The organism is Mesorhizobium sp. M4A.F.Ca.ET.022.05.2.1 (genome assembly GCF_003998845.1).
Lineage (GTDB): Bacteria > Pseudomonadota > Alphaproteobacteria > Rhizobiales > Rhizobiaceae > Mesorhizobium.
In genome coordinates this window covers 15,759-33,172 of record NZ_RZOJ01000023.1, presented here as the reverse complement: position 1 = coordinate 33,172, position 17,414 = coordinate 15,759, and the positions used below count along the sequence as shown (strand labels likewise).

The window sequence follows — 17,414 nt, the reverse complement described above, 5'->3', positions numbered from 1 at the left end:
CGCCGTCCTCTCGCTCGAAGAAGGCTCGGGCGTCGTCGGCACGATCGACAGCTACGTTCCGCATGTCGTCGGCGGCTTGAAGTACACGCAGGGCTGGGGCGCCATCACCGGCGTCGTCGCCTATGACAGCAACTACGAGGAAGTCGCCGGCAAGGTTCGCCTGGACGTCAACGCCACCGACGCGATCTCGCTGTTCATCATGGCGGGCTACGGCACCGACGACAACCTCACGGACGGCACCTGGGCAATCCCGGCTGGCGGTCGCGGCTTCTTCAAGCAGTGGGGCGGCAACTGGGCGGTCTGGGGTGGCGGCACCTACAAGTTCAACGAGAAGACCTCGTTCAACACCCAGATCTCGTATGACGATTGGGAGAACCTCGGCATCGCAGCGAACATCGCCTACGACATCGTGCCCGGCTTCACCGTCACGGCCGAAGTCGACTACCTGCACGCAGGTCAGTTCGATGACGCCGGCTTCTCCAACTGGACCAACGCCGACAGCAAGAACAGCGTTGGCGGTCTCCTCCGCTTCCAGCGCTCGTTCTAACAGGCCCTGGCTGACCGAAATCGAACCCGGCGGGCAACCGCCGGGTTTTTTCGTACAACGGCGACGCGATTATCAAAGTCGTGCGATGCGCCGGAAAGTCCCCGGCTTCGTCACCCTCGGGCGGGGCGGGAGCGAAGCGACCGCGCAGACCTGAGTATCCATGCCGCAACCTCGCGGCAGCGCTCCGACGTCTCAGAACCGAATGGCACTGCCCGGTTCCGCGAAAGAGGTCGAACTGGGTTGGTTTTCTCGATCAGCTCGACCTTCCACCAGCGGCCAGCGTTTAGCGACTCTCGCGCTGAACGGCGTCACGGACGTCGAAATACGCCTCGTACCAGCGCCACTGCAGCGGCCGGTGAAGCACGGACCCTGACCGGACTTGTGCTGCGGTATGCGGCGGCCGAGGTCGTTTGTGGCGCCGATTAGATCGCGCCCCACTTCCGGATTGCGGTCATGTAGACGTAGCCGGTCATGAGCAACGGCTATCCAGCAATCGGTCGGCAAATGATCCTTAAAGTTCAGCCAGATCGCCTAAGGCATCAATCAATGGCTGGATTCCGCCCTGATAGTTTTTCCAGCGCTTGACCGACGACGTGTAGATCGGTTGGCGAACTTGCCAGCGACTGATTGTTCTGACCGACCCAACCTTGTCGAAAAAGCGAAGACAGGCATCATCCCAGGTCAAGCCAAGGTGATCTATAAGACGACGCGATTGCCCTTCTTGATCAAAGATCATGTCTTCGTAGCGATTCTCAAAAATTCGCCCTGGGAATATCGTGTGCCAATGCCGCATAAGCCGATCATACTCACGATAGACCAGCCCAAGAGTCTCAAGATCGTAACTGTACTTATGGCCTTCTTGAAGATTTGAAAAGAAACAAGAAAGACAATTGTCAATAGCATCACGCCCGCAGTGAATAATCCGAGCGTTTGGGAAAAGAATTCCAATAAGGCCAACAAGCTCGAAATTATGAGGTATTTTGTCGATAATGCGTGGCGCGGTAGGCGAATAAAGGCGCAAGTACGACAGATATTCCTCAGCCAGCGCATGCCATTGCTGGATCGTCATCGACCTTACCGCCTCTCCAAAAGATCGTCCCGGCTCCAGCTTTAAACCGATTGACGCCGCCATTCGCCCCAGTTTCGTAAGCTCTCCGGCCCCGTGAACTTCCGGATGACTCGAGCAGATTTGTTCGGTCAGGGTTGTACCCGAGCGTGGCATCCCGAGGACAAACACGGGCATTTCGGATGGGTTACCATACCCCACTTTGGATGCTACCAGGCCTGCATCGAATAACCCGATCAGGGAATCGATCCGCCTACGATAGGAATGAACATCAAAATCTCGGGTCTTAAATGTCTTGGCCTTTAAAAAATGGTCCATCGCCTCGTCATAGCGGCCAAGGTCGTTCAGAACCTTGCCTGCCGCCAGATGAAGCCCATACTGCTCGCCGGCGGAAATTGCAGGTTTGCCAAGTTCGTCCAAGATGGACTTGAGTTCGGGCGGTTCGGTGGAATATTTTCGAGTGTTAACAAGAGCGCGGTAGGCTCCAGGTACGTCCAGACGCCGGGCGATGGTTTCTTTCAGACACGTTGCTGCCTCGTCCATCTGTCCGAGGTTGATGAGTGTATCCGCCAAGCCCAACCGGGCTTGCAGATGATCACGTTTGGTCTCTAGTGCCCTCTGGTAGATCGGCAGGGCCATTTCGGCCTTGTCAAACCCGGCATAAGCCCGCCCCAGCCCGCACAATGCCTCGACCAGATCGGGCTTCAGTTCGCAGGCGCGCTGCAAATGCCTGATCGCCGCCGGGTGGTCTCCAACTTTCAAGCAAGCCTCGCCCAGACTGAGCTGATAGTATGGATTGCTGGGCTCCTGGGCGGCAGCCCTAGCGAAAAATTTGATGGCCAACTCGTTGTCGACGTTAAGCCCCAGAGTGCCCAGTATGTACAGTGCGAGGGCATGGTTGGGCGTTCTTGCCAGAACGCGGTGGCACAACTCTTCCGCCTCCGGCAGCCGCTCGGCCTTCTGCAGTTCGAGCGCCTGCCGCAGCAGCATGTCGTCGGCCTGGGCGCGCGTCGGCACTACCTGCGGCGGCCTCGGCTGCAGCGGCTTTGCTTGCGGCTGTTTGGCTGGCGGCGCGGATCGGCTCTTGAGATGCTTGGACCACGCGGGCGGCAATCGGTTGCTCATCTTGTCTCGCTAGCAAAACGAGCAGGGAGAATCCAGCCTTTGACGAATCAAGCCGCCAGGGAAGAGTCCACAAACCTGCCGTGAAGGCGCCCGCCCAGACGCCAGGCCATGTCGCCCGACAGAAACGCAAAGTTTGTTGCCGGGCCTGAATGACAGAGCGAACAGGGAACTCTGAAGGAAGACCCTGAGCGAACACCCGCCGCGCTTGCGCCTTCCCGCCAGCAGGCTGGCCGATCGACTGAACGGGCGGGCCGGTTGACCCGTCGGCCGCGACCGCATAATTTTAGATGATACTAATACACAATACCATGCGACGGAGGCGATCTTGACCGATTCACTGCAGGGCGAATCCTGCTAATAATGCTGTTATCATTGCTACGAAATTTGATAAGAGGGGAACGGCAATGCGTTTTGACCGGAATCTGCTGCTTGTCGGGCTGGTCCTGCTTGGCTCTGCACGGGCCTTCGCTGCTGACCTGCCGAGCCCGAACGCTCAGACGGTTGAGGAAGCCGCACCGGCGGGCCAGCCATACTGGTCCTTCACCGCGGGCACATATCTGTGGGCGGCCGGCATGAGCGGCGACGTGGGTCAGTTCGACCTGCCTCCGGTTTCGGTGGAAAGCTCGTTCTCCGACATTCTGAAGCATCTGGAGTTCGGCGCGATGCTCGTCGCCGAACTCCGCTACGGCGACTTCGGTCTGTTCAACGACTTCATGTACATCAAGCTTTCGGGCGAAAACGCCACGCCCAACGGCATCGTCGCCGACAGCGTCAGCGTCGACTCCGAGAGCGTGACCTACACCGCGGCTGGCGAATATCGCCTGATCGACGACGCCTCGGGCAGCCTCGATCTCCTGGCGGGTGCCCGGATCTGGTCGGTCGATACCGACATATCCTTCAGCGGCGGAGCCTTCGACGGGCTGACCTTCAGCGAAGGCGATACCTGGGTTGACGCGCTGGCTGGATTCAAAGGGCGCTATAACATCAATTCCGAGTGGTATCTGAGCGGCTGGGCCATGGCCGGCGGCGGCTCGTCGGACTACATGTGGGATCTGTGGGGCGGCGTCGGTTATCAGGTCAACGACAAGTTCTCCGCCCTGATCGGCTATCGTGCCTCCGGGGTCAATTACGACAACGGCGACGGCTTCGTCTTCGACGTCGTCCAGCAGGGACCGGTAATCGGGGCGATCTACCGCTTCTGATCCGGCGGCACCCGGCAGAGACTACTGATGCGCTCGCCTATGAAGGCTTGCGGCTGCTCGCCATCAACATTGTCACATCCCGCCTGCGCATGCCGTCAGGGACGGATATATACTTGCCGTAACCGCTTACGCTTTGAACCACTACTTTACTTGAACCGAATCCCCCTGCTTTACGCCGGCCGAGTCCGGGCAAAATGTCTTCGCATTCAACGCGTGATGCAACGGAAGCCGAGGTGGCATGTGGATGTGTCTACAGGCTGCGCCATGCGCGCGGCCGGGCGGTAACGGCGGCAGTAGCTGGGAGCGCACAGGAAGGATCCGCCCTTGGTTACCCTGCGTGGAATCCTGATGTCGGGCGTCAGCGGATCGTAGCTCGCCTCGCGTTCGCCGCCGCGCGGGTTGGCAATCGTGCAACAAGGGCTCTCGATCCGGCGGTGCTCCTGGTACCAGTCAGTCGTCCACTGCCAGACATTGCCAGCCATGTCGGAGAGCCCGTAGCCGTTTGCCGGAAAAGAGCCGACCGGCGCTGTCCATTCGTAGCCGTCCTCGCAAACGTTGCGGAATGGGAACTCGCCCTGGTACGTGTTGGCCATGTGCTGCCCGCCCGGGGTTAGCTCGTCGCCCCATGTGAACTCAGCGCCATCCAGCCCGCCCCTGGCGGCGAACTCCCATTCGGCCTCTGTCGGAAGCGCCTTACCCGCCCAGTTCGCATACGCTTCCGCGTCCTGGTACGCGATGTGCACGACAGGATGATTTTCGAGGCCCCTGAGTCCGCTGGCAGGCCCGCGAGGATGCCGCCAGTTCGCACCGCGCACATAGGCCCACCAGTTGTAGTGATTGCCGCGATCAATGCTGCGTGAAGGCCTCACGAACAAGGCCGAAGCCGGTATCAACGATTCAGCGCTGGCCCCGGGATAGTCCGCCGCATTTGCCGGACGCTCGGCCACCGTGACGTAGCCGCTGGCCTCGACAAAGCGCTTGAACTCACCATTCGTGACAGTCGTGCGATCCATCCAGAAGCCACCGACGACAACGCGATGCGCCGGCGCCTCTTCGGGATAGTGATGGTCGGATCCCATCAGGAACTCGCCGCCAGGGATCCAGACCATAGCGCCGTGCGACGAGGCCGCTGGCTCTGTGGCAAGTCGTGCCTCAGTCATCGGGCGGCCTCGTCTGGACGGCGGTAACTCATCCGCCTTTCAATCCCCCGCAGCGAACATTTCTTGCGGGCTTGGTGTCACCAGCGGTGTGAAGTACGTCAACCGCAGAGCTTCCATAAGCAACAGTGGAGGCTTCATCTGGCTCGCAAGCTCGGTAATTCTTGCCTGCAGCTCCTTGACCTTATCAGGGTTCTTGTCAGCCAGATTGGTGGCTTCTGATTTGTCCTGGGCCAAATTAAAAAGCTCGACCTTCTGCGGTAACGTAGCTGACCATACCAGTTTCCAATCGCCCTCGCGCACGGCGCCGGACATCGGATCAACGTTGTAGACAATCTCGGTGCGCGGCGCAGGTTTCCCATCGCTGATGGCCGGCCACATATCCATGCCGTCCAGCGGCTTGTTCTTGTCGAGCTTGGCACCAGCCAACCCGGCCAGGGTTGGCAACATGTCGACGACGTGCATCAGGCCATTGAAGACACCAGGCTTGATCTTGCCGGGCCAGTTCATGAAGGCAACCGAGCGAGTGCCCCCCTCATAGAGGGTGCCCTTGCCTTCGCGATATGGCCCATTATTGGCGGGAAGTTTGCCCTCCACCTTCGAGTCACCCGTAAACATCGAGTTGATGACGCCGCCATTGTCGCTCATGAAAACGATAAGGGTGTTGTCGCGAATCCCCTTCTTCTCAAGGGCGGCCACGACATTTCCCACCTCGTCATCGATCACCGTGATCATGGCGGCATAGGCTCTACGGTTCTCGTCGGTGATGTTGCTAAACCGGTCGAGGTATTCCTTCGGGGCCTGGAAGGGCGTGTGAGGCGCGGTGAAGGCGAGGTAGAGAAAGAGGGGCTTTTTCGGGTCGTGGGTGTTGATGACCCGGACAGCCTCCCGACCGAACAGGGTGTTGTCGAAGCCCTTCTCCTTGATCGGCTTGTTGTTTCGGTACCAGTCGGGGATACCGTGCGAAGCATGTTTGAAATGGTCGATCTCGCCGACGGTTGCCCCGTAGAATGAATCGAATCCACGTTGTTTCGGCCAGTAATCCGTCTTGGCATGGCCAAGGTGCCATTTGCCGCTCATCGCCGTTTGATAACCGGCGCCTTTGAGGACCTGCGGAAGAAGGGTTTCGTCCAGCGGAAGACCATAGGTTCCCGCAGCGGGGACAACGCCAACCTGCATGCCATAGCGTAGCGGATAGCGGCCGGTCATGAGGGCGCAACGCGTTGGCGTGCACATCGGCTGCACGTAATATTCCTCGAGCTTCGCCCCCTCCGCGGCAAGCTTGTCGATGTTGGGCGTCTTGATGTCTGAGCCATGGTAGCCGACGTCCAGCCAGCCTTGATCGTCCGAAACGATGTAGACGATGTTGGGCTGCGCTGGCTCGGCCGCCGCCGACTGAACGCCCGCAAGTCCGGCAAATACCCCCGAAAGGCCGACGGGTGCGGCAAATCGCGAAACGGCAGCCGCCGTGCCGGCCATCAATGCGTCGCGCCGCGTGATTTTGTTGCCGGCTTCAGCCGGGAAGTCACGATCGTTGCTCATGTTGTGCCCCTGCTCTGCTAAACTGATTCATGCATTCGAACCCTGGCCCGCGCGAACCGAGCAGATAGGATCTTGCGCCGCCTTCCGCGGCTAGGACGCTTGACACCATCGCCGAACTGGCCGTCTCGGCCACGCCCAGGAAGCCGGCAGCTCCACAACGCATGATTGCTCGGGCGGGCGCACCCGATGTTCTCGGCGCAGCCCACTGAAACTGGCCTTTTCTGCTCATAGTCCCCGCCCGCCTTTTGTAGGCGATATTCCCGCGCCAATTTGATTTCGCGCAATTTGCTTATAAGATATACCTAATACAACCGTCCTGCTATCCACTTTGCGCAAAGGACGTTTTTTTGACTGCTTGGCCTTCATCGCCTTCGTACAGGGATGTGCTGCTTGGCCCTGACGACCTAACCAGCGCCGCCTCTGGCCTGCCCGTGGAAGTCGACAGGCTTTCGGCAGGCCGGCTTCCCTCGCGCATCCGGCAAATCCAGTCCCCCGGCAAGTGGGCGCTCGACCTGCCAGAATTCAATTGCGCCTTCCGCGCCAGGGGTGGTTTCGATCCAGGCTCCGTGGCGTTGGTGGCTATCGAGCGGGCCTGTGGGTCGACGATATGCGGCATTGCGCTCGAAGATGACTTGATCCTGGCAATCCCTGCCGGCACGAGCGTGACGGCGACGGTCCGGCCCGGTCTCACTTATGCTGTCGCCATTGTTCCGACCGCGACCTGGATGGAAATCCAGTCGATTGCGGCGGGGATGGTTCTCGAACGGATTAACGATCGCCCCGCGGCAGTTCGGCTCGCCACCGACGAAGCGCAAAGACTCAGAAGCCAGATGAAGTCGATAGCAGACCACCTTGGGACAATTGCAAGCGATCCAATTCTGCTTGAGCAGCCTCCAGGTGCAGTCGTGGAATATCTGGGGCTGGTGGCTGACGCCTTCGCGGAGGGAGACAGTCGTGAGACCGGGACAGCCAGTTCCGCGAGTCGTCATTTCACACAAGCGTCGGCGGCCGAGGATTTCATTCGCACTCATATCCGGGAAGACATTCCCATTGTTCGACTGTGCAAGGAAATCGGTGTCAGCCGTCGACAGCTCGAGTACGCCTTCCGCACCACATTTGCAGTGACCCCGCTCGAATTCATCAGAGCGCTCCGCCTCAACGAAGCCAGACGGCTCCTTACCACGGCGCGTGCAAACGGCTTGAGCGTTACAACGATTGCTATGGATTTGGGGGTCACCCATCTGGGCCGCTTCGCCGCGAACTACCGCCTCTTCTTCGGCGAGTCTCCGAAGGAAACACTTCAGCGTGCCGGGAGATCGTGACCCAGGGCGTAACGTGCGCCGAGAAAATTGCGCCGCGTTGTCATTGCAACGAGTTCGATGGAATTGCGCAATCCGGATAGAAGCCGCACTCGTGAATTAGTATATTCTAAAATGCTAACAATAAGCTGCCTCTGATACGCAGGGTCTGCGAGCGGGCACAGCCTGATTTGGGTTTGGCGCAGGCTTGCGTCGGGCGGGTGGTTATATCGGCCGCGAATCTAAGTGCACGGAGTGATGAGCTTCTGGGAGGATGCAAAAATGGCAAGACCTAGCTTGAGATTGACCGGCGCTGCCGGGATCGCCGTCGTCATGATGTTTGCCGATATGGTCGACGCGGTTGCCCCGTTCGCCTCCTTCGTGGGCGACGCACAGGCGAAAGTTGGCCGTCCGCTCACGCCTGGCAGCGTCGCAGGGGTCGCAAGGCGTACCACACGCAGAACAATCCGCCGTACGACTATCTACGTGACCAGGCTCCCCGCAGCGTGCGTGAAGACCACGATCGACGGCACAGTGCTGTGGCACTGTGGCAGCAGGTACTATCAGCCCTACGGCGGACGCTACGTCGTCGTCCACATAAATTGAGCGGAAGTGACGTCCGGTCCTGAAGAGGCGGTGGAACTTGCACCTGCCACTCCCTCACGCTAGCAAGAGGTCCCTTTCTCAACGAGCCTCTTGCCATGCGCCTGCGCCCTCCCCTTACGCCGATCATCGCCGCGCTTCCCTCGACGGTGCCGTTTGTCGGTCCGGAGGCGCAGGAGCGCGACCGCGGGCACGCCTTCCGCGCGCGCATCGGCGCCAACGAGAGCAGCTTCGGGCCCTCGCCGCGTGTCATTGCCCGCATGACTGCGATCGCCGGCGACATGTGGATGTATTGCGACCCCGACAATTTTGACCTCAAGCAGGCCGCGGCCGCGCATCTCGGCGTCGGCGCCGACAATGTGGTGGTCGGCGAAGGCATAGACGGGCTGCTCAGCCTGGTGGCGCGTATGTTTGTGGCGCCGGGCGACGCGGTGGTGACCTCGCTCGGCGCCTACCCGACCTTCAACTTCCATGTGGCCGGCGTCGGCGGAAGGCTGGTCGCGGTGCCTTACGAGAATGACCGGGAAAGCCTGGACGCGCTGCTCGCGGCGGTGGTCAGGGAAAAGGCGCCGCTGGTCTACCTTTCCAACCCCGACAATCCGATGGGCAGTTGGTGGGAGGCTGCAGAGATCATTCGCTTCATCGAGGCGCTGCCCGAGACCACCATGCTTGTGCTCGACGAGGCCTATGGCGAGCTTGGGCCAGCCTCGGCGCTGCCGCCGATCGACGTGTCCCGCCCGAACGTCATCCGCATGCGCACCTTCTCAAAGGCCTATGGGTTGGCCGGCATACGTTGCGGCTACGCGGTGGCCGAGCCGCAGGTGATCCGCGATTTCGAGAAGATCCGCAATCATTACGGCGTCAGCCGCATGGCGCAGATCGCCGGTGTCGAAGCGCTGGCCGACCAGGCCTTCCTGGAAAGCGTGGTGGCGCGCGTCGCCGCCGGCCGGCGGCGCATTGCCGCAATTGCCGAGACCAACGGGCTGAGGCCCCTGCCCTCGGCGACCAACTTCGTCACCATAGACTGTGGCAGTGACGGCGCCTTCGCGATGAAGGTGCTGCAAGGACTTTTGTCGCGCGACGTGTTCATCCGCAAACCGATGGCGCCGAAGCTCGACCGCTGCATAAGGGTCAGCGTCGGACTTGATCACGAGCTCGACATCTTCGCCGAAGAACTGCCCGGCGCGCTGGCTGCGGCGCGGGGGAACTGACAGCGGCGCGGCGCGGCTGGTCCAGGCACCGAGCCGAGCTCCAACAAATCGATAGCAATACCCCCTCAAGCCGGTTGCTTTCGCTCGATTCCGCGCCAGACTCTGTGCAGGGAGCGAGTCATGGCCAACCAGCAAAGGGCAGTGCGGGCCAGCGTTCATGGCAGGGTGCAAGGCGTCAGCTACAGGGTCTGGACGCGGAGCGAAGCCGTGCGGCTCGGGCTCACCGGCTGGGTGCGCAACGAGAGCGACGGCACGGTGACGGCCATGCTCGCGGGAACCGACGCTGCCGTTTCGACAATGATCGACCGTTTGTGGCAAGGGCCAAGGGGTGCCGTGGTCTTGACGGTCGAGATCGAGCAAATGGAACCGCACAGCCCACCCGTTGACTTCCGGATAATCGCCTAGTCGCCCCTTGAATTAATTGAACGTTTGTTTTATTAATAGAGTAAGGAGCGACCATGGCGCGGACGACGGGTTCCGACGGGGAAAAGACCGAAGCGGCCGTCCGCGAGGCGGCGGTGAGCCTAATCGCGCGCCTCGGCTACGAGGCGATGTCGATGCGTCTGCTGGCGGCGGAAGTCGGCGTGCAGGCCGCCGCGCTCTATCGCTATTTCCCAACCAAGGAAGACCTGCTGTTCACGCTGATGCGCGAGCATATGGAAGGGCTGCTGCAGGCCTGGGAAGCGGCGCGTCCGGCCGGCGCCGATCCGGTGGCGCGGCTCGCCGCCTATGTCGAAAACCATATCGCCTTTCATATCGAGCGCCGCCACGCCACGCATGTCTCGAACATGGAGCTGCGCAGCCTTTCGCACGACCGGCTGACGCTGATCCTCAAGCAGCGCTCGGCCTATGAGAAGGAACTTCGCGCCATCCTGCGCGACGGCGCGGAGGACGGCGTCTTTGCGATCGACGACATCGGGCTCACCGCCATGGCGCTGATCCAGATGATGACCGGCGTCATCGTCTGGTTCCGGCCGGGCGAGCGGCTGTCGATCGGCGAAGTCACCACGTCATATCTTTCGATGACAATGCGCCTGGTCGGCGCGACAATCCGCCAAGGGCGCGCCAGGGACGTCGTGGCGCTCTGAGTTTCGCGCATGATCCCCCGCGAAGATCGGGCATACGCAGGGAGGAACGGCATGTACACGAACACGCTGAGCTTCGGGCTCGATCCGGACATCGAGGCGCTGCGCGACCTTGTGCGGCGTTTCGCGCAGGAGAAGATCGCGCCGATCGCGGCCGAGATCGACCGCGCCAACGAATTCCCGGCGCATCTGTGGGCGGAGCTCGGCGCGCTCGGCCTGCTTGGCATCACCGCTGATCCGGAATTCGGGGGCAGCGGTATGGGCTATCTCGCCCATGTCGTGGCGGTAGAGGAGATCTCGCGCGCCTCGGCCTCGGTCGGCTTGTCCTACGGGGCGCACTCCAATCTCTGCGTCAACCAGATCAACCGCTGGGCAACGTCGTCGCAGAAGGAGAAATACCTCCCTGCCCTCTGCTCTGGCGAGAAGGTCGGCGCGCTGGCGATGTCGGAATCGGGCGCCGGCTCCGATGTGGTGTCGCTGCGACTGCGCGCCGAGAAACGCAACGACCGCTATGTGCTCAACGGTTCCAAGATGTGGATCACCAACGGTCCCGACGCCGGGACGCTGGTGGTCTATGCCAAGACCGACCCGGATCGCCATTCGCGCAGCATCACCGCCTTCATCATCGAGAAGGATTTCGCCGGCTTCTCGGTGGCGCAGAAGCTAGACAAGCTCGGCATGCGCGGCTCCAACACCGGGGAACTGGTGTTCGAGAATGTCGAGGTGCCGTTCGAGAACGTGCTGCACGAGGAAGGGCGTGGTGTCGAGGTCTTGATGTCGGGTCTCGACTATGAGCGCGCGGTGCTGGCCGGCGGTCCGATCGGGCTGATGGCGGCGTGCCTCGACGTGGCGATCCCCTATGTGCATGAGCGCAAGCAGTTCGGCCAGCCGATCGGCACGTTCCAGCTGGTGCAGGGCAAGCTCGCCGACATGTACGCGACGATGAATGCCGCGCGCGCCTATGTCTACGCGGTCGCCGCCGCCTGCGATCGTGGCGAGACCACGCGCAAGGACGCCGCCGGCTGCGTGCTGTTCGCGGCCGAGAAGGCAACGCAGATGGCGCTCGACGCTATCCAGCTGCTCGGCGGCAATGGCTACATCAACGACTATCCGACCGGCCGGCTTCTACGAGACGCCAAGCTCTACGAGATCGGCGCTGGCACCAGCGAGATCCGCCGCTGGCTGATCGGGCGCGAGATCATGGCGGAGGGAGTTTGATGTCCCCCTCCGCCAACTCAGCCGAACGCCTTGGGCAGGTCGTCGGTTGGCTTGGCGACGATCTGGTGCGCGTCGCGCCACAGAACCTCGCACTGGCGCGCCGACGTTATCGACCGCACCGGCAAGCCGCCCTCCTCGATCAGCCAGGCACAATAGCGCGCGCGGCTGATCGCCTCCCTGGCATCCGGGTGAAACCAGCAGACGCCCCAGATCGAGTTCCGGCGCTTGAAATGCCGGCCAACCCGGCCAGGAATGGGCAGATGCCGATTGAACCAGTCGAACTGATCCTCCAGTTCGTCATGGATCCAGTCCGGGCAGCCGTTCCGGTACAGATACCAGGACGCATGGAAAAAGCCGGTCTCCACCCGGCTCTTCGGATGGATCAGCGGCGTTACAAACCGCAAATACATTGTGACACCCACAGCGCTTGCAGGCGCCGTGTTCCTCTTGCTCAAAATCGGGACGTGGAAAGCCGCCCTTCGGCGGCGTCAGGCCATGGCCGAAGGGAGACATCTGGTGAAACGCATATCGATGCCTTTCATCGTCGCCTCCTGAGGGTGTCACTAGTAAAAAGGATGCCATGCCTGGCGCGCGGCATCCGGGCGCGGGCTGTTACACTGGTTCCGTCGCGGCATCAAGAGGGGTGAGAGGAACAACGTGGCCACATTGCAATCCCAAATCTCCCCAGCCTCCGACACGTTCCGCGCCAACGCCGAGCGCATGCGCGCCCTCGTCGCCGACATTTCCGAGAAGGCTGCAAGCATCGAACGCGGCGGCTCTGACGAAGCGCGCGAGCGCCATGTCGGGCGCGGCAAGCTCCTGCCTCGCGAGCGCCTTGCGCAGTTGCTAGACATCGGCTCGCCCTTCCTCGAGATCGGCCAGTTCGCGGCATGGTCGATGTATGGCGAGGACATTCCCGCCGCTGGCATCATCATCGGCATCGGCCGCGTCGAGGGCACGGAGGTGATGGTCGTCGTCAACGACGCCACTGTGAAGGGCGGCACCTACTATCCGCTGACGGTGAAGAAGCACCTGCGCGCGCAGGAGATCGCGCTGCAGAACAACCTGCCTTGCGTTTATCTGGTCGATAGCGGCGGCGCCAATCTGCCCAACCAGGACGAGGTGTTTCCCGACCGCGAGCATTTTGGCCGCATCTTCTACAACCAGGCCAACATGTCAGCGGCCGGCATCCCGCAGATCGCCTGCGTCATGGGTTCCTGCACGGCTGGCGGCGCCTATGTGCCGGCAATGTCGGACGAAACCATCATGGTCCGCAACCAGGCGACCATCTTCCTCGGCGGCCCGCCGCTGGTGAAAGCCGCGACCGGCGAGGATGTCAGCGCCGAGGAACTCGGCGGCGCCGACGTGCACACCAGGCTTTCGGGTGTCGCCGACCACTATGCGATGGATGACGAACATGCGCTGGCCATATGCCGGCGCATCATCAGGAATCTCAATCGGAACAAGGCGGTAAGTCTGAACTTACAGAAACCGAATCCGCCGCTTCATGACCCGCATGAACTCTACGGCATCGTGCCGACGGACCTGCGCCAGCCCTATGGCGTGCGCGAGGTGATCGCGCGCATCGTCGACGGCTCGGAGTTCGACGAGTTCAAGCAGAATTACGGCACCACCTTGGTGACCGGCTTTGCCCATCTGCACGGCATGCCGGTCGGCATCCTCGGCAACAACGGCGTGCTGTTCTCGGAAAGCGCGCTGAAGGGCGCGCATTTCATCGAGCTCTGCTGCCAGCGCGGCATTCCGCTGGTCTTCCTGCAGAACATCACCGGCTTCATGGTGGGCAAGAAGTACGAAGCCGGCGGCATCGCCAAGGATGGCGCCAAGCTGGTGATGGCGGTCGCCACCGCCAAGGTGCCGAAGGTGACGATGATCATCGGCGGTTCGTTCGGCGCCGGCAATTACGGCATGTGCGGGCGGGCCTATTCGCCCCGCTTCCTGTGGATGTGGCCGAATGCGCGCATTTCGGTGATGGGCGGCGAGCAGGCGGCAACGGTGCTGGCGATGGTCAAGCGTGAGGGTATCGAACGCAAGGGCGGTGAATGGAGCGCCGAGGAGGAAGCCAAATTCAGGAAGCCGATCCTGATGAAATACGAGCATGAGGGCCACCCGCTCTATTCCTCGGCGAGGCTGTGGGACGACGGCATCATCGATCCGGCGAAGGCGCGCGAGGTGCTGGCGCTCAGCCTTTCCGCCGCGCTCAATGCCGGGATCGAGGAGACGCGCTTCGGCGTGTTCAGGATGTGAGATGAACGAAACCGGACAAAGGATCCGCATTCATACCGGCGACATCACGAAGCTGGCGGTTGATGCCATCGTCAACGCCGCCAACTCGTCGTTGCTCGGCGGCGGCGGCGTCGACGGCGCCATCCATCGCGCGGCCGGGCCCGAACTCCTGGCGGAATGCCGGACCCTCAACGGCTGCAAGACCGGCGATGCCAAGCTGACCAAGGGCTACCGGCTGCCGACGCGCTACGTCATCCACACGGTCGGGCCGGTCTGGCAGGGCGGCGGCAAGGGCGAGGCCGACCTGCTCGCCTCCTGCTACCGGCGTTCGCTCGAAATTGCCGCCGGGAGGCAATGCCGCACGATTGCGTTTCCGGCGATCTCGACTGGCATCTATGGCTACCCGAAGGATGAAGCGACCGAGATTGCTGTCGGCACCGTAGATGCCTTCCTGAGCCAGACCGCGGTACCGGAAACCGTCACTTTTTGCTGCTTTGATGAGCAAATGGCGGAACTATACCGAGAGACCGTTGCTGCTCTTGGCGGAGACAGAACTTTATGAGCGGCAGGGACGATTTACAGTTTCAAATAGGACTTTTCGATTTCGGACTAGCCGCACCGAAAAATAGACGCTACTGCTCACCCTGCATTTTGCTATGGGCATGGGGTGAAAATGAAGCCGAATTATCTTCGACGGACGACTGTTTCGATACTTGCGGGATTGCTTATATGCGCTGCGGCCGGAGCCGGCGCGGCGCAATCGCTGGCCGGGAAGGTCGGCGACAAACGATTCACTCCGTATTTGCCGGGCAGCGCGAAGGACGAATGCACCAGGGCCTACAAGGACTATGTGGCTGCAAGTGGCCATTCGGCCTATGCAACGACCTTCTATTCGCGCGTCGTCGACCTCTACATCATCTGCGGCTCGGGACTGAACGCTCCGTCGCAAAAGGCCGCGGAAGAGCGGGCGCTACGATCCTGCCAGGCGGGCTTGAAGAGGTGGAGGGTCAAGACCGCGAGCGGCGGCTGCGAAATCGCAGCTTCGAAGTAGGCCGACGCTCGCCCGACTGGCGCCGACCGAGGCAAAACCGGGGGGCTCCATGTTCGGCAAGATCCTGATCGCCAATCGCGGCGAGATCGCCTGTCGCGTCATCCGCACGGCACGAAGGTTGGGCCTGCGCACCGTCGCCGTCTATTCGGATGCGGATGCGAAGGCCCTGCATGTCGGGATGGCCGACGAGGCGGTCCATATCGGACCCTCGCCGGTCGGCGAAAGCTATCTGCGCGGCGACAGGATCGTCGCGGCAGCACTCGCCACCGGTGCCGAGGCCATCCATCCCGGCTACGGCTTTCTCTCGGAGAATCCCGAGTTCGTCGATCAGGTGACGGCGGCGGGGCTCGTCTTCATCGGCCCGTCGGCGGCTTCGATCCGCGCCATGGGGCTGAAGGACGCGGCCAAGCGCCTGATGGAGAAGGCCGGCGTGCCGGTTGTGCCTGGCTATCACGGCGAAGCGCAGGAGATCGTGCTCCTGGCCTCCAAAGCGCGCGAGATCGGCTATCCCGTGCTGATCAAGGCGCGCGCCGGCGGCGGCGGCAAGGGCATGCGCCGCGTCGACCACCCGGACGATTTCTCCGAGGCGCTGTCCGGTGCGCGGCGTGAGGCAAAGGCGGCGTTCGGTGACGACCGCGTGCTGGTGGAAAAATACGTCGACAAGCCGCGCCACATCGAAGTGCAGGTGTTCGGCGACAATTTCGGCAATGCCGTGCATCTCTTCGAGCGTGACTGCTCGGCGCAGCGCCGCCACCAGAAAGTGATCGAGGAAGCGCCTGCCCCAGGCATGACGCCGGTGCTGCGCAAGGCGATGACCGAGGCCGCGGTGAAGGCCGCCAAGGCGATCAGCTATTCAGGCGCCGGCACGATCGAATTCATCGTCGACGCCTCGCAGGGGCTGAAGGCCGACCGCTTCTGGTTCATGGAGATGAACACGCGCCTGCAGGTCGAACATCCGGTTACCGAAATGGTGACCGGCATCGATCTGGTCGAATGGCAGCTGCGGGTCGCGGCCGGCGAGAAACTGCCGAAGACGCAAGGCGAACTCCAGCTCGCTGGCCATGCCTTCGAGGCGCGCATCTATGCCGAGGACGCCACCAGAGGATTCCTGCCGGCGACGGGCACGCTGCACCACCTGAAATTCCCGCAAACCGCGCCAGAGCATGCCGCCATGCGGATCGAGACCGGCGTGCGCGCGGGTGATCAGATCTCGCCCTTCTACGATCCGATGATCGCCAAGCTGGTGGTGCACGGCAAGGACCGGGCCGCAGCGCTTGCGGCGCTGCGCAAGGCGCTGGCTGAGACCGAAGTGGCCGGCTCGACGGTCAACACCGCCTTTCTCGCCGCGCTCGCGGCTGATGCCGATTTCGCGGCCGGCGACGTCGACACCGGGCTGATCGGCCGGCACCAGGATGAGCTGGTCGCCCTGCCCCCGCCAAGCGACGAGACCATCGCCGCCGCCGCGCTCGCGGCGACCGGCGCAGGCGCCCCCGCCACCGGCGGCGACCCGTGGGCGTCGCTTGCCGGCTATGCACACTTCCACACGGTAGCGCGACGTATCAGGCTTCGTCACGGCGAGGAAGATATCCTGGCGCGGGTCTCGGCACGGCCGGACGGCCGCTTCCAGGTGGCGCTGGAAGCGCCGCATGACGCGATCAATTCGCATGATCTGCGGGCCATTCCGCGCACCGCCCGATGGCCGGGACACGTCACCGTGTTCGAAGGCGCGGTCGGCTATTCCTTCGCGGTGCCTGATCCGCTGGGTAAGGCCGATGATGCGGCCGCGGCATCCGGCAGCCTGCGCGCGCCGATGCCCGGGCTGGTCAAGCTGGTGCGCGCCGGGGTGGGCGATGCCGTGATCAAGGGCCAGCCGCTCTTGATCCTGGAGGCGATGAAGATGGAGCACACAATCGCAGCCCCGCATGACGGGGTGATCGCCGAGGTTGCGGCCGAGGGCGCGCAGGTGAGCGACGGCACAGTGCTGGTGCGCTTCGTAGATGAGGCGCAAGGTAGCCACTCCAAATGAAAATGGCCGGGATGAGCCCGGCCATCTCAATCCGGATGC

At 62.2% G+C, this 17,414-nt stretch carries 16 protein-coding genes; 12 read left to right on the top strand and 4 right to left on the bottom strand.

Annotation, left to right across the window (positions count from 1 at the left end; translation table 11 throughout):
- Window positions 1-547: porin (locus EN745_RS04985; RefSeq protein ID WP_145991980.1), on the top strand; the 547-nt coding region annotated here is incomplete at its 5' end.
- A gap of 511 nt (window positions 548-1,058) precedes the next feature.
- Here the strand turns inward: EN745_RS04985 and EN745_RS04975 are convergent.
- Window positions 1,059-2,738, bottom strand: coding sequence for a sulfotransferase (locus tag EN745_RS04975; protein WP_127420686.1), 1,680 nt, complete (start codon window positions 2,736-2,738; stop codon window positions 1,059-1,061).
- 404 nt (window positions 2,739-3,142) lie between these two features.
- Here EN745_RS04975 and EN745_RS04970 point away from each other — a divergent pair, with 404 nt between their 5' ends.
- Window positions 3,143-3,940, top strand: coding sequence for a hypothetical protein (locus EN745_RS04970; RefSeq protein WP_127420685.1), 798 nt, complete (start codon window positions 3,143-3,145; stop codon window positions 3,938-3,940).
- A 206-nt stretch (window positions 3,941-4,146) separates the two neighbouring features.
- On the opposite strand, the gene EN745_RS04965 is transcribed toward EN745_RS04970, so the two are convergent.
- Complete coding sequence (locus tag EN745_RS04965) at window positions 4,147-5,100, bottom strand: formylglycine-generating enzyme family protein (RefSeq protein ID WP_245487643.1); 954 nt, start codon at window positions 5,098-5,100, stop codon at window positions 4,147-4,149.
- Between the two features lie 39 nt (window positions 5,101-5,139).
- A complete protein-coding gene (locus EN745_RS04960) occupies window positions 5,140-6,639 on the bottom strand; it encodes an arylsulfatase (protein ID WP_127420684.1) in 1,500 nt (499 codons plus the stop codon).
- 431 nt (window positions 6,640-7,070) lie between these two features.
- Between EN745_RS04960 and EN745_RS04955 the strand changes: the two genes are divergently transcribed.
- The 6 genes from EN745_RS04955 (at window position 7,071) to EN745_RS04930 (ending at window position 12,054) form a co-directional block, all read left to right on the top strand.
- A complete protein-coding gene (locus EN745_RS04955) occupies window positions 7,071-7,961 on the top strand; it encodes a helix-turn-helix domain-containing protein (RefSeq protein ID WP_126055732.1) in 891 nt (296 codons plus the stop codon).
- 309 nt (window positions 7,962-8,270) lie between these two features.
- Window positions 8,271-8,543, top strand: a complete 273-nt coding sequence (locus tag EN745_RS04950; protein ID WP_245482520.1) for a hypothetical protein — start codon at window positions 8,271-8,273, stop codon at window positions 8,541-8,543.
- 95 nt (window positions 8,544-8,638) lie between these two features.
- Window positions 8,639-9,751, top strand: coding sequence for a pyridoxal phosphate-dependent aminotransferase (locus EN745_RS04945; RefSeq protein ID WP_126055734.1), 1,113 nt, complete (start codon window positions 8,639-8,641; stop codon window positions 9,749-9,751).
- Between the two features lie 120 nt (window positions 9,752-9,871).
- A complete protein-coding gene (locus EN745_RS04940; protein ID WP_126055735.1) occupies window positions 9,872-10,156 on the top strand; it encodes an acylphosphatase in 285 nt (94 codons plus the stop codon).
- Between the two features lie 53 nt (window positions 10,157-10,209).
- Window positions 10,210-10,839, top strand: a complete 630-nt coding sequence (locus EN745_RS04935) for a TetR/AcrR family transcriptional regulator (protein WP_127406919.1) — start codon at window positions 10,210-10,212, stop codon at window positions 10,837-10,839.
- A gap of 51 nt (window positions 10,840-10,890) precedes the next feature.
- Window positions 10,891-12,054: an isovaleryl-CoA dehydrogenase gene (locus tag EN745_RS04930; RefSeq protein ID WP_127420683.1), complete on the top strand. Its 1,164-nt coding sequence runs from the start codon at window positions 10,891-10,893 to the stop codon at window positions 12,052-12,054.
- A 17-nt stretch (window positions 12,055-12,071) separates the two neighbouring features.
- On the opposite strand, the gene EN745_RS04925 is transcribed toward EN745_RS04930, so the two are convergent.
- Entirely contained in the window at window positions 12,072-12,464 is a 393-nt protein-coding gene (locus tag EN745_RS04925; RefSeq protein WP_127399913.1) for a hypothetical protein, read from the bottom strand.
- 247 nt (window positions 12,465-12,711) lie between these two features.
- On the opposite strand from EN745_RS04925, the gene EN745_RS04920 reads away from it, so the two are divergent.
- The 4 genes from EN745_RS04920 to EN745_RS04905 all read left to right on the top strand — a co-directional run bounded on the left by EN745_RS04920 (window position 12,712) and on the right by EN745_RS04905 (window position 17,375).
- Window positions 12,712-14,319, top strand: a complete 1,608-nt coding sequence (locus EN745_RS04920) for a carboxyl transferase domain-containing protein (RefSeq protein ID WP_127420682.1) — start codon at window positions 12,712-12,714, stop codon at window positions 14,317-14,319.
- Between the two features lies 1 nt (window position 14,320).
- Window positions 14,321-14,860, top strand: a complete 540-nt coding sequence (locus tag EN745_RS04915; protein ID WP_126055740.1) for an O-acetyl-ADP-ribose deacetylase — start codon at window positions 14,321-14,323, stop codon at window positions 14,858-14,860.
- A 240-nt stretch (window positions 14,861-15,100) separates the two neighbouring features.
- Window positions 15,101-15,349, top strand: a complete 249-nt coding sequence (locus EN745_RS04910; RefSeq protein ID WP_348628287.1) for a hypothetical protein — start codon at window positions 15,101-15,103, stop codon at window positions 15,347-15,349.
- A 49-nt stretch (window positions 15,350-15,398) separates the two neighbouring features.
- Complete coding sequence (locus tag EN745_RS04905) at window positions 15,399-17,375, top strand: acetyl/propionyl/methylcrotonyl-CoA carboxylase subunit alpha (protein WP_127420681.1); 1,977 nt, start codon at window positions 15,399-15,401, stop codon at window positions 17,373-17,375.
- The last annotated feature ends 39 nt before the right edge of the window (window positions 17,376-17,414 follow it).

Excerpts from the sequence above, each read along its gene's own strand:
- EN745_RS04975 (WP_127420686.1), bottom strand. The coding sequence starts at position 2,738 with ATGAGCAACCGATTGCCGCCCGCGTGGTCCAAGCATCTCAAGAGCCGA.
- EN745_RS04970 (WP_127420685.1), top strand. The coding sequence starts at position 3,143 with ATGCGTTTTGACCGGAATCTGCTGCTTGTCGGGCTGGTCCTGCTTGGC.
- EN745_RS04965 (WP_245487643.1), bottom strand. The coding sequence starts at position 5,100 with ATGACTGAGGCACGACTTGCCACAGAGCCAGCGGCCTCGTCGCACGGC.
- EN745_RS04960 (WP_127420684.1), bottom strand. The coding sequence starts at position 6,639 with ATGAGCAACGATCGTGACTTCCCGGCTGAAGCCGGCAACAAAATCACG.
- EN745_RS04950 (WP_245482520.1), top strand. The coding sequence starts at position 8,271 with ATGATGTTTGCCGATATGGTCGACGCGGTTGCCCCGTTCGCCTCCTTC.
- EN745_RS04945 (WP_126055734.1), top strand. The coding sequence starts at position 8,639 with ATGCGCCTGCGCCCTCCCCTTACGCCGATCATCGCCGCGCTTCCCTCG.
- EN745_RS04940 (WP_126055735.1), top strand. The coding sequence starts at position 9,872 with ATGGCCAACCAGCAAAGGGCAGTGCGGGCCAGCGTTCATGGCAGGGTG.
- EN745_RS04935 (WP_127406919.1), top strand. The coding sequence starts at position 10,210 with ATGGCGCGGACGACGGGTTCCGACGGGGAAAAGACCGAAGCGGCCGTC.
- EN745_RS04930 (WP_127420683.1), top strand. The coding sequence starts at position 10,891 with ATGTACACGAACACGCTGAGCTTCGGGCTCGATCCGGACATCGAGGCG.
- EN745_RS04925 (WP_127399913.1), bottom strand. The coding sequence starts at position 12,464 with ATGTATTTGCGGTTTGTAACGCCGCTGATCCATCCGAAGAGCCGGGTG.
- EN745_RS04915 (WP_126055740.1), top strand. The coding sequence starts at position 14,321 with ATGAACGAAACCGGACAAAGGATCCGCATTCATACCGGCGACATCACG.
- EN745_RS04905 (WP_127420681.1), top strand. The coding sequence starts at position 15,399 with ATGTTCGGCAAGATCCTGATCGCCAATCGCGGCGAGATCGCCTGTCGC.